General features: G+C 72.7%; 1 protein-coding gene (cut by both window edges). It reads right to left on the bottom strand.

Every position in this 13,361-nt window falls within one protein-coding gene, locus LR394_RS05330, for a WXG100-like domain-containing protein (protein WP_231439234.1), read on the bottom strand. The gene is 71,967 nt long; 14,072 of those nucleotides lie to the left of the window and 44,534 to its right, leaving coding positions 44,535–57,895 in view (codon 14,845, partial, through codon 19,299, partial); reading right to left, the first codon wholly in view occupies positions 13,358–13,360. Both codon boundaries (start and stop) fall beyond the window edges.

Raw genomic sequence — 13,361 nt, 5'->3', positions numbered from 1 at the left:
CGACATGGATCGGCCGGTTCGCCGGGCCGACCTCCAGGCTGAGCACCGGCTGCTGGTCCAGAGCGCGTGAGTTCAGCTGCTGTCGGAGCGCCTGGTCCCGATGCGGGTCGGGCCGCTCCCCCAGGTCCACCAGGGCGTCACGCACCGCGTGGAAGACCCGGTCCCGGGTCTCGTCCGGCCAGCCGGAGGGGCGGTGACCGGTGCCCAGCGACTCCATCCGGACCGTGTCCCGGCCCTGCGGGGTCATCCGGACCAGCTCGGCGGACTCGCCGTGCAGGTAGGCGACCTCGATGCCGAGATCGGTGACCAGCTGGTGGACGAAGGTCGACGGCAGATCAGGAATCCGCAGCAGCACCCGGTCCGGGAGCTCGGCCCGGTCGGCCAGCATGCGTCGCAGGTCGTTGCGCACGCTCGGGTCGATGCCGGTGACCGCGTCGGATCCCGGCTCGACGGTCAGCCAGCCCGGTTCCGGCAAGAGCGCCCGAGCCTGGTCCGCCTGACCGGAGCGCTGCAGCACCACGCCCGCCGCGGTCGGCCGGAACGTCCAGCCGGCCCCGGTCGCAGGAACAGCCTGCGGCGCAGCGGACTCCACGTTCCGGACCACGTCCGGAGTCTCGGCGTACAGCGACGTCGCGTCGTCCTCGGCCTCCCGTTCCGGCTGCTCGGCCGGAGTCTCGCCGAACGACGTGAGCACCTGGTCCGAGCCGATTTCCGCGTACGTCGGCGGCTGCTCGGTGTAGGACGGGGCCAGCACCTCCCGGTGCTCGTAGGGCACCAGGTTCGGGTCGGTCCGGATGGTCCCGTCGGCGCCCAGCGGCGCAGCCCGCTGGCTCAGCTGGAGGGCGGTGGCGGCCGGGCCGGAGCGGTGGACCCAGCGTTCCCCGGCCGGCGTCGTCTGCTCGGCGGCACCCTCGAAGTTCGTGGTCGGCACCTGAGCGTCCGGGAAGAAGGTCATCAGCGGCAGCAGCAGCACCGGCCGCTGGTTCCCGCCCGCCGTCGGGGTGAACAGGAACGCCGCGCTGTGGCCGGTGTTCGGCTCGACGAAGGCCTCGACCGGCATCCGGAACCCGGTCCCGGCCGTCGGCACCGCGTAGCCCTGCACCTGGCGGCCGGTATCGGTAGCCAGCTTCTGCAGGAAGCCGTGCTCCAGGGCGGCCGGCAGGAACAGGCTGGGGGCAGGCTGTCCGGGCGCCCGCGGCGGCTCGAGCGCCAGAATCAGGTCAGCCAGGTCCTCGGGGTCGATTCGCTCGGTGCCGTTGTAGGCCTGCCCGTTCGAGGACGGGAGCAGGATGCCGGTCGAGTTGTGCGGAGTCCGCAGGCTCGCTGCGGTGCTGCGGTCCTCGGCCGCGATCTGCGGCGTGGCCGGATCGGTGAACACCACGACGGAACCGCGCGGGCTCTGAACCAGTTCGGGCTCCAGGCGGGGTGCACTCAGGCCGCGTACTTCCAGCGGGCCCAGATCGGCCGGGACGGTCAGTTCCGGCATCCGGACCATCGAGGAGTCGAAGCCGTCACCGTACTCGGCCGCCGACTCCAGGAAGCGGGCCGCGACCAGGTAGTCCAACTGCCCGTCGCGGAAGGTGTTCAGGGTGTTCGTGTCCTGCACCAGCGCGTGCAGACGGTCGTAGTTGCGGCCCTCGCTGAGCAGCCCGCGCCGACCCGGGCTGTCGGCGATCGTGCGCACCAGGTGGCCGAGCATCTCCAGATCGGTGCCGACCACGCGCTGCTGGGCCAGCAACTGCCGCCACAGCGCCCGGCCGTAGTGCTGCTGCTCGGCCCGTGCGTTGGCGGGGTGACTCAGCCTCTGCTGGGCGAACGCCCCCAGGTCCGGCCAGCCCTGCCGGACCGCGTCCGGGCCGTCCGCGAAGACCGGCCGCTGAAGCAGGAACTGCTGCGGCCGGGTGGCGCTGGTCAGGGCGCTGATCGCGCTGGCCCGCACGTGCGCGGCGGAAGCGTCCGGGCGGGGCGCCCAGGTGCTGATCGCCTGGTCCTGGCCCAGCAGCAGCCGGGCCCAGTCGGAGGTCAGCAACGGCCCGGCCCACAGCATCGGGTCCAGAACCACGTCCTGCGGCCCGGACTCGAAGTTCACCGTGACCGCGGTGGCGGCGTGCCGGGGCGAGCGCTGGTGGAACTGACCGTTGACCGCCGCGGGGTTGGCGATGCTGAGGTCGCCGAACAGGTCGGTGACCCGGCCGGTCACCCCGTGCCGGGCCAGCACGCTGTGCTGGGCCAGGACCCGCTGCTCGATCAGGTCGTTGTTGGCGGTCAGGTCGCCCGCGGTAGCCACCTCGGCCATCTCGGCGTACAGCTCCCGGGCCTGGGCCACCGAGATCGAGGTCCGCAGGTGCTCGCCCCCGCCGAGCAGGAACTCCACCGTGGCCTCGGCCGGGTGACCGGCGAAGACGCGGCGCAGACTCTGCTCGAGCGGGTCGCCGCCGATCTCGGCGAAGCTGTCCGCCAGGGCGCCCAGAGCCTGCGGTGACCTCTGCTGATCCACCAGCACGCGGATGATCTCGGCGTGCTCGCCTCGTCCGAGGGCCCCGGCGAGCTCGGCCGCGGTGCCGGGCCGGCGCTGGAACAGGGCCCCGGCCACGTCGGCCGTGTCCTGGTCGATCAGCCCGCTGCGGCGCAACTGCTCGATCTGCGGTTGGGGCATCCGGCCGGCCGCCGAGGGCCGGATCGCCAGCCGGGCCAGGTCGAGAAGCCACTCGTCGCGGTCGGCCGGGCTGGTCAGGTCCGGCAACGAGTCGGCGGCGGCCGGCCCGCCCCGGGCCAGAGCGGCCTGATCGGCCCGTGCCCCGGTCCGGTCGCTGACCCGCAGGTTCGGCCCCGGCCGCCAGGCGTTCTGCAGCACCGCACCCACATCGGCGAGCTCCAGGAAACGCGAGACCGTGTTGTTGGCGGTGTGCGGCTCGCGGGCCAGCTTCAGCTCGTCCTTCTTGAGCTTCGCCGAGAAGACGATCACCTGGGAACGCAGCCGGTGGGCGAGCGCCTCGGCCACCTGGACCCGGCGGCTGCTGCCACCGGCGGTGACGATCAGGTTCAGGCCCGGCAGGCTGCCCTCGGGCCGGCTGTCCAGCAGCCGGATCAGCGGCACCACCGGCGTGGTCAGGTCCTTGCTGACCACCACGACGGTCGGGCCGGTCGCGGCGTACGTGGGCAGCGCCACCCGAGGCGCCGGCATCACCCGGCCGCCGGTGCTCTCGACCAGCACCGCACCGTACTTGGTCGGCCAGATCACGAAGCCGGTGTCCCGCACGTCCGGCATCGGCGCGGAGGCGAAGTTCTGGGCCCAGTTCTGATCGGCCGCTGTCGTGGTCGTGTTCTGGCGCCAGCCGTTCTGGAAGGTGCCCCAGCGCCGCACCGACATCTGCCCGTCCGGGCCGGGGCGCGGGGTGTCCAGGGCCAGGTCGACCCGGGCGGAGCGCATGGCCCGGAACGTCTGCTCGTTCTGCCGGGTGTTCCAGCCGTCCTCGCGGATCGTGGTGAGCGCGGTCTCCAGCCGCGGGTCGGTGTAGCGCAGCCGGATGTGCCCCGGAACCAGGCGCCGGGCGTAGGCCGCGGCCGCCTCGGCCTCACCCGTGTGGTTCAGGCCCTCGGTGTGCACGACCATTGCGTCGCTCGGCGCAACGCTCGGGGGAACGTCGATCGGGCGGTGGGAGAAGGTCAGCCCGTCGCTGCCGGTCGTCACCGCCATGTTCGTCCAGATGAACCGGGAGGAGTGCTGCGTGCGCGGGTTCGTCGGCAGCGGGACCTGGATGGAATGGGTTGTGTCGACCGGGTTCTGGGCCAGCTGCATTTCCCAGGCCAGGGTCGGCATCGTGCTCAGCCCGGTCGCGGAGTCGCTCGGGTCGACGGCGCCCCGCTCGAAGTTCAGCACCCGCCAGGACACCGGCCGGCGGTATCCGGCCGGGCGGACCTGGTAGCCGGTGAGACCCCGGCCGAGCGGCACCTCGACCACCGGCTCCGGCGTGTAGACCACCTGGAACAGGTGCAACGCCTCAGCCGCCCGCCGGGCGGTCTCGGCCGAAACCCCGGACAGCAGGATCCCCGCGCCCACGCCCGGACCGGTCAGCCCGCGCAGCACCGAGTGCTCCGGCAACTGGATCCCGGCTGCTTCCACGTCGCGGCGCAGCATCTGCGACTGCACGTCGGCCACCGGGCCGGTCTCCGACCAGGTCCAGCGCTCCGCCGGGTGCACGTCGGTGCGCCGCGCGGTCTCGGTCCGGGTCTCAGCCTGGGGGGCCGGCTGTTCGGCCGGGGCTGTCTGGTCCGGCTGGGCAGCAGCCGGGTCGGTCACCGGTCGCAACACGCCGTGCACGGCCTGGCTCGAAGTCCCCAGTTCCTTCCCGCCGGCCGGAATGGTCGCCTGAACCCCGCCGAAGCGCTCCAGCTGGCGCCAGACCGCCTTCAGCGTGCCGGCCTGATGGCCCGGGCCGCGCAGTCGAGGATCGGTGGGGCGCCAGGTCAGCTCCAGCTCGATCCGGTCGGCCACGCTCACCTTCTCGCGGTCGGGCCGGGCGTTCGCCGCGAGGCTCAGCACACCGGTGCCGCGCGAGTACCAAAGCGTGATCGAGCGAACGGCCGGTCCTCCGGCAGCCAGCTCCTGAGCAGTCCGGGCCGAGAACAGCTCCCGGACCTGCGAATCCGCGGACAGGTTCAGCGGATCGTTGCGCTGCTGATCCGCCTCGGCGGTCGGGCGGCCCGCATAACCGTGCACCACGGCGCTGGTCGCCAGCGCGGCCAGCAGCCGCTCGAGGGCGGCGTCGTAGTCCGGCCGCCGCTCCATGGCGACCGCGGGTGCCGGGGTGGCCGCCTCTGAGGTCGGGGCCGTGGTTGTCTCCGAGGTTGGAGCCGGGGCCGGGGCGTTCTCGGGGACCAGAGGACGTCCGTTGGCGTCGAGTCGCAGTTCCGTGAAGATCGCCTTGTGGCTGGGAATCTGGACGGCGAAGCCGGTGGCCTGGGATGCCGGCTGACCAAGCTCCGGAACCACCCGGGCCAGGTTCACCGCGACCGCCGCCGGGCGCCCGTCCGGCTGGGTGACCAGCCGGACATCGGCCAGAAGACCACCAGCCGGACGGCCGCCGTGGTCCAGGGCGGTGTCCGGGTTCAGCCAGAGGAGCACCGGATCGCCGTTGGTGGGCAGCCCGGTCAGTCCGCGCGGCGAGATCACCGAGTTCAGAACCTGCACTGAGGTACCGGCCGTCGGCATCCGGTGGCCGAGATCCTGTACCCGCCGGGCCAGTTCGTCGCGCACCTGGTCGGCGACGGCGGTCAGATCGGCCGTGAGGAGCGCGTCGGCAGTGCTCACCGCGTTCGGGCGCGGCGTGATCTTCGGGCGGTGGGCAGCCTGGGCGGTGCGGTAGATCCGGGTCAGGTCGCGCTGGGTCGGCCGGGCGTCCCAGCCCAGCGCGTTCATCACCGGCGTGACGCTGCTGTTGTCGGACGCGTCCAGGGTCACCGGCACGCGGTAGCGCACCCGGCCGTCGGCCGGGCCCTCACCCGGGTCCACCGTCTTCAGCCCGGCGCGGCGCAACGGCCGCTCGGCGGTGGCGTCCGGCCGCACCGGGTAGCGGTCGCTCAGGTTGAACGGGTGGGCACCGATCTCGTGGGCCAGCGCCAGGCCGGAACTCTCCACGTAGACCTGCTTCTCGTTCTCCCGGGTCGCCGGGGTGGCCAGTTCGGCCTCCGGCGGGCGGCCGGCCCTGACCGTGACCACCCGATCGGCCACGACCGAGGGGTCGGCGGTGACCTGGATCCGGCTGCGCAGGTAGCGGTCCCGGCCGTCCAGCTCGAAACGCCCGGTCTGGTTGAACAGCCGCCGCGACTCGTCCTGGGCTCTGGTCGCCGTGGCCTCCAGCTCGGCCGGCGAGACCATCGGACGGCCCCGGTGATCGAGTTCCGGCACCAGCCGGACGGTCTGCTCGACCTCCATCACCGTGACGTCCGGGGCCACGTCGAACTCGGTGGCCCGGAACTGGGTCAGCGGGTTGCGGAAATTCGGGTTCAGCTGTTCCCGGACCGGCGCCGAGTGCACCAACTGCTCGATCTGGTCGCGGCCCGGACCGCCCTGGGCGGCCGAGGCGTCCAGCACCGCCCGCAGATGGTCGCGCGGATCGGCCGAGAGCGGCACCGCGTCGAAGGCGAACCGGCGCTGCAACGGCCGGACCGCCTCCACCGCAACCGAAAGCAGCTGTGACTGTTCCGGCGTCAGCGGGCCAGAAGCGTCCAAAAGCTCACGCAGCCCGCCCGTGTCGATTTCCTGGGCGTCCATCCGCCGGTAGGCGGGCTCCGGCTGCTCGCTGAAGCTCACCTCGTAACGCCGCACCGCGCCACCGGTGCTGGTCTCGCTCTGCTCCCGCAGATCGCTGATCCGCTTGTCCCACTGCGGCTCCCACCGGGTGTCGTCGGCCATCGGCACCCGCAGTTGCCGGCTGCCCTCGGGCAACGGCAGCGAGCGCGCAGCCTCCCGGTCGTCGTGCACCCGTACCGGGCCCTCGCCGACGAAGTCGCCGGCCCGGTCGATCGCGGCCTGGGCCAGCGCCGGGTCGGCGATCCGGCTGACCGAGAAGGTGACCGGACCATCGCTGTCGTGCGGGATGCTCCCGTTGCCGGTGGTCCACTCCGGGCTGTCGGAAGCGACCACCAGGCCCGGGAATTCCGGGTTGCGCAGCAGGTGCACGTAGCCCGAGTCCTCGGTCAGCCGGACCCGCTCGCTGTCGGTCGGGTTCGACGGCCGGGCGGCGGACTTGCCCGAGGTGGCCAGTGCACCGTCGGTAGCCACCTCGACCTCGCGCCGGACGGAAACCGTTGCGGCGCTGTCCCGCTCGGCCGTCGGCCGGGAACCGGTCACGGTGAAGCCGTCCCGCGAGGCGTTCGGGCTGATCTCGACGGTGATCTGCTCGCCCGGGTGCGCGCGTGAGGTCACCTCGATCGTGGTGAGGGCCTGCTGGTCGAGCGCCGTTTCGCTCAGGCTCTCCTGAACAGCCTTATCCAGGGCCGGATCCGGGCTCTCCCCCAGCTCGGTCAGGGTGTCCTGGACGGCGTTGCCCAGCTGCTCCCGGGTCGGGGCGGACCAGCCGGACGGGCGGTGCCCGGAGCCCAGCGACTCGATCAGGACCGTGCCCGGGTCGCCGTCCGGGGTCATCCGGACCAGGCCGGACTCCTGCTGGAAGGCCACCTCGACGCCGAACTCGGTGGCCAGCTGGAGCGCGAAGGTCGAGGGCACGCCGGGCAGGTTCAGCAGGATCCGCTGCGGACCGGTCTCAGCCAGCCGGCGAATCTCGGCCTGCACGGCCGGATCTGTGCCGTTGACGGTGTCGAGACCGGGCTCGACGGTCAGCCAGCCCGGCTCCGGCCGCACCGGCGTGAGCGTGCTGCGGTGACCGGGCGGGTCCAGGACCACACCGGCCGCGGTGGGCCGGGCCGTCCAGCTCCGGGCCGGGACGGCCGGCTCGGTCACATTCTCGGAGCCGGTCACGTTCTCAGCGCCGGTCACGTTCTCGGGGGTGCGGACCAGCGAACGGAACCGCACGTCGTCCGGTGCCTCGCCGTACGGCGAGTTCCCGTCCGTGCCGGTGGACGTGCTGGTGGACGTGCCGGTGGGCGGCTGAGGTGCCCGCGTCGTGGCCAGCAGCCGGTCGTTGGCGGCGCGCTCGTACCTCGGCGGCCGGTCCCGGTAGCCCGGGGCCGACGGCTCGCGGTGCTGGTAGGGCACCAGGTCGGGGTCGCTGGTCCCGGCGCGGCGATCGGCCACCGGGCGTACCCGCAGGTCCATCGACAGCGCCACCGAGGCCGGGCCAGCACGGTGCACCCAGCGCTCACCGGGGGCCATCCGCCGGTCGTCGCCGTCCCCGTGGATCGTCATCGTGGGGTCTGCACCGCCCGGGAAGAACACCACCACGGGCAGGTTCATCACCGGGCGCGGGTTGCCGCCGAAGCCCGGGATGAACAGGAAGGCCGCGCTCTCGCCGGTCTCGGTCTCGATGAACGCCTCGAGCATCGCCTCCTGCCGACGCGGGGACTGCGGGGCTGCGAAGCCGTGCACCGGTGTCTGCAGCGTGTCGGCCAGGCTCTGCAGGTAGGTGTGGTGCAGCACGGAGGGAATGAACACCTGCCGGCCGTTGAGCGGAGTCTGGGCCATGATCTCGGCGGCCAGTTCGGCCACCGGCAGCGGACGCCCGGCGGAGTAGGCCCGGCCACCGGAGGCCGGGATCATCACCCCGATGGACTGCGGCGGAGTCTGCAGCACCTGAGCGGTGGCCCGGATCTCAGCAGCCTCCGCCGGGTCGGAGGGGTCGACGAACGCCAGCACCGTTGCGTCCGGGCTGTCCACGGTCAGCGGGAACAGCCGGTTCCCGGTCGAGGGACGCACCTCCAGGGCACCCAGTTCGGCCGGGACCAGCCGCTCCGGGATCAGCACGTCCAGCTCCACGCTGATCAGGCCGTGCCGGATCGCGTTGTGCACCCGGCCGAGCGCGTCCATCGGCTCGATCCGGTCCCCGCGGAAGGCGTTCAGCTGGTAGCCCGTCGCGAACTGCCGCACCAGGAACGAGCGCTGCCGGTCTCCGTCGAGCAGGCCGGCGTGCAGCCGGGCGTTGGCCAGCATCCGGTTCAGGTGGCCGATCATCTGCGCGTCCGGACCGATCGCGCGCTGGTGCGCGACCACGTACTGCCAGGCCGAGCGGACACCGGTCTCGATCGCCCCCACCTGCCGCTCGGGGTGCTGGTGAGTCTGCCGGTTCAGCCGGGCCAGGTCCGGCCAGCCCTGCCCGACCGCGGCCCGGTCCTGGGCGAAGACCGGCCGCTGCAGCAACAGGTTCTGCCGCCGGCCGGTTCCGTTCACCGCGCTCAGGGCGCTCTCGCGGACCTGACGGGCCGGTACGTCGGCGCGGGCGACGAAGGTCGGCAGGCTCTGGTCCCGGCCCAGCACCAGCCGGGCCCAGTCGTTCAGCAGCAGCGGGCCGGCACCCAGCACCGGGTCCAGCACCACGTCCTGGTCGCCGCCGTCGAAGTGCACCCGGACCAGGGTCGCGGCGTGCCGGGTGGTCTCCTGGCGGGTCAGGCCGGCCGGGCCCCAGGGGTTGTCCAGGGTCATCTCGCCGGTCAGCTCGGCCACCCGGGCGGCCACGCCGTAGCGCGCCAGCTCGGTCTGGTGCCGCATCAGCCGGTACTCCTGCTGCCCCGGTGTGGGGTTCAGGTCGAAGGAGACGGCGGTCCGGGCCATCCGCTCGTACAGGAAGCGGGACTGGCCGACCGAGATCGAGGTGGCCAGATCGTCCATCCCACCGAGCAGGAACTCCACCGCCGAGGCGGCCGGGTGTCCCTCGAAGGTGCTGCGTACCCGCTGCTGCAGAGTCCAGCCGCCGAGGTCGCCGGTGCTGAACTCGGCGGCCAGGTTGCTCAGCGACTCCGGCTCACGCCGGTGCCCGGCCAGCTGGCGCATCACGTCGACCGGGTCGCCCAGTTCGACCGCCCGGTTCACCGCTGCGCCCGAGCCCGGTACCGGCCCGAACATCGCGGTGACCAGATCGGCCGTCTGCTGATCGATCACTTCGGCCCGCAGCAGACGCTCGACCTGCGGGGCCGGGTCGGGCCGCTGGGCCGCCGGGCGCACCGCCAGGTGAGCGAGATCGACCAGCCACTGCGGCAGATCGCCGGCGTCGCGGAGGTCGGGAATCGGGTCCCGGCCGGTCCGGTCGCCCTGCGCGAGCACTGTCCGCTCGGTCTGCCGGGCCGGATCGAGACCGGCCGGCACGTCGGGCGCCGGGTTCCAGGCGTCCTGCAGCAGGGTCGCCGAATCCGCCGGCAAGGCTGTGGAGATCCCACCGGTGGCGATGCGCACGTCGTCGCGCAGGGTCAGGGTGTTGTTGCGGACCTTGGCCGAGACCGTCGTGACATCCGTGCCCAGCCGCTGGGCCAGGGCATCCGCCACCACACGCCCATGACCCCGGCTGTTCTTCACCACCTGCACCACCCGCAGCTGGGGCAGGCTGCCCTCGGGCCGGCTGTCCAGAACCCGCAGCAGGGCCGGCAGCGCCCGGATCAGGTCCCGGCTGTGCACCACCACGGTCGGTCCGGCCGTGAAGGTGTCGGTCGCCGGCAGGTCGGGCGTGGTCCGGCTCTCCCCAGGGGTGTTCTCGGTCAGCACCGCACCGTTCGGCGTGGCGCGGATCTGGAAGCCGTCGACCGTGGGCAGCGGCGTGGCGGCGAAAGCCGTTGCCCAGTCTCGGTCCTCGCGAGACTGGGACGTGCTGTCCAGCCGGCTGTTCTGGTAGACGTCCCAGCTCCGGAACGAGCGCACGCCGTCCGGGCGGGTGACGTCCGAGCCGTGCGAGATCATCGTCGGCCGACGGCGCAGGGTCCGCACGGCCTGGTCCACGGCCGGGGTGTTGGCTCCGGTGAGGCGGCGCCCGGTGAGCATCCCAAGCACCCGCTCGTCGGTCAGCCGCAGCGTCACCCCGCCCAGGTCCGGGAGCATGGCGACGACGTGCGCGACAGCGGCCTCGGCCAGCTCGGCGTTGGCCAGAAGTTCGGTGTGCACCACCATCTGCTCCATCGGCAGCACCGTGGCCGGCCGGCCGAGGGGACGGCTGGAGAAGACGATCCCGTCACCGCTGAGCATCTGGGAGACCGGCGCCGTGCGGATCCGGCCGACCTGCTGCGTCCGGTAGCTGAGCTCGACCACCGCGGGCAGCTGACGACCGGACACGGCCTGTTCCCAGGCCAGGGTCGGGATCGTGGTCAGCCCGGTCGAGACGTCGCTGGGGCCACCGTCTTCCTGGATGGTGAGCACCCGCCAGCGCGCGGCGCCGCTGCCGTCGGCGGTCCGCGGCTGGTAGCCCACGCCGTTCGGGTTCGACGGGATCTCGAGCACGCGCTCGGGGGTGTACAGCACCTCGGTCAGGTTCAGTGCCGCGGCGATCCGCTGGGCGGTCGGGGCCGGGACCTCGGAGACCAGAACCGTTTGGGACCCGTCCGCCTCGTTCTGGAGCGAGCGCAGCACGGCACCGTCCGGCAGCGTGATCCCGGCCTGTTCCAGCTGGCCGCGCAGCACGTGCGAACGGTTGTCCGCCTCGGCGCCGTCGGCCTCGCTCCAGCGCCAGACATCGGCCCGCGGCGGGTCGGCCAGGGCCCCCTCCACCGGTTGCGCGTCGTCCGTCGGCTGCGCTTCGTCAACCGGCTGCGCTTCGTCGACCGCCCGCAGGTTGTCCGGGATCGGGCCGGTGTACACCGTTGCGGCACGCCCGGTCTCAGTGGTCCCGGAACCTTCGGCATCCGAAGTAACGGGACCACCAGCGTCCCTGGTAACAACGCCGTCGGAACCCCTGGTAATTGCACCGTCGGCGTCGGTAGTGACGGCGCCTTCGGTGCCGGTGGTGACAGCGCCATCAGTACCCGTGATCACCGCGCCGTCGGCGTCCGTCGTCACCGCGTCGCCGGTGTCCGTGGTCACCGCACCGTCCGCGTCCGTGGCGGCGGTGTTCGTAGCGGCGGTGTTCGTGCTGGTCTCAGCCTGAACCGGCTGCATGATCTGGTGCACGCTCTCCGTGAGCGACCACAACGACCGGTCGCCCCCCGGAGCGGCCAGCCCGACCCGCTGAATCCGCTCCCAGCTTCCGGTCAGCTGCCCGCCGCCCGGGCCCTGAGGCGCCTGCCAGGTGAGCTCCAGCCGAACCTGGTCGGCCGACATCTCCTCCGGCGGGCTGTCCAGAACACCCTTGGCCCGGTTGTACCAGAGGGTCAGCGAACGCGAGGCCTGCGGACCGGCCGCCAGCTCCTGCGCGGTCCGGGCCGAGAACAGCTCGCGCACCCGCGGATCAGCGGCGAGGTTGAGCGGATCCTGGCGCTGGGCCGTGGTTTCCGCGGTCCGGTTGCCGGCGTAACCCCGCACCACCGCGGCCGTGCCCAGGCCGTCCAGCAGCCGGTCCAGTGCCCGTTCGAAGTCCGGGACCCGCTCCATCTTGACCTCGGGCGCCACGACGGTGGCCTTCTCCGGCTCGGGCTTCACCTCCGGCGTCACGGCGGGCGTCTCGACCACCAACGGACGGCCGGTGGCGTCCAGCCCGAGGTGCGCGAACAGCGTGTTCCAGGCGGGAATCTGCACCACGAAACCGGTGTGCGCGCGCACCCCGGAGCTGCTCGCGGTGCGCTCGGCCAGTCGTTCGATGTTCACCCCGACCGCCATCGGAGTGCCGCTCGGCGAGGTGATCAGCCGGAAGTCGAGCAGCATGCCGCCGGTACCCCGGCTGCGGTCGATCTCGGTGTCCGGGCCCAGCCAGACCGACACCGCCTCGCCGTTGGCCGGCAGGTTGCTGAGCCCACGCGGACCGGTCACCGCATTCATCAGCTGAGCGGGCCGGCCGGTCTCCGGGATCTGGTGGCCGAACTTGCGCAGTTCGCTGCCCAGCTGCTCGCGCAGCCGTTCGGCCACCGGGTTCAGGTCCACCGGAACGGGTTTGCGCGGCTGAGCGCCGGAGGCCGGAGCGGAAGCCGGGCGCCGGGTCTGGACGGTCCGGTAGATCCGGGTCAGGTCACGCTGGGTGGGCCGCACGTCGTCGCCGGTCCGGCCGGTCAAAGTGGTGACGCTTCGGGTCTCGTACTGGTCCAGGGTCACCGGGAGGCGGTAGCGCACTCGCGAAGCCGCGGATCCCGCACCCGGGTCGATGGTCCGCAGCGCGGGCTGCCGCAGCGGGCTGAAGGTGGCCGTGCCGTCCCCCACCGCCGGATAGCGGTCGGAGAGGTTGAACGGGTACGCCCCGATCTCCCGGACCAGCGTCGCCGCGGAACTGCCGGTGTAGACCTGAGTTCCGTCGCCCGGGGTGTCGGCCGTGCCGTCGCCCGCCCGAACCGTGACCACCCGGTCGGCCGGCGTATCGGTGTCGATCACCACCTGGGTGCGGTTGCGCAGGTAGCGCCAGCGACCGTCCAGCTCGAACCGGCCGGTGTGGTTGAAGATCCGGTTCGTCTCCTCGTACACCCGCTGGGCCAGGATCTCCAGCTCTTCCGGGGAAACCGTCGGCCGGCCGTCCTCACCCCGCTCCGGCACCAGCCGGACCACCTGCTCCACCTGCATCACGGTGGTGTCCGGGGAGACGTCGAACTCGGTGGCCCGGAACTGGATCGACGGACGGTCGGTACCCCGGTCGAGCTGTCCGCGCACCTGTGCGGAGGCCACGAGCTGCTGGATCTGCTCCCGCCCCGGACCGCCCTGATCGCTGGAGAGGTCCAGGACAGTACGCAGATACTCGCGCGGATCGGCCGACCCGGGCCGGGCCACGGCCGGGGCGAAGCGCTGCTGCAGCGGGCGCACCGCGTCGACCGCCGCGACCAGAGCCTGAGTCTGCTGCGGAGTCAGCGCC

Origin of the sequence: Kineosporia babensis (assembly GCF_021129305.1) — a bacterium.
Taxonomy (GTDB): Bacteria; Actinomycetota; Actinomycetes; order Actinomycetales; family Kineosporiaceae; genus Kineosporia; species Kineosporia babensis.
Note: the sequence above shows the minus strand (reverse complement) of the source record. Positions and strands in the feature narration are given on the sequence as shown.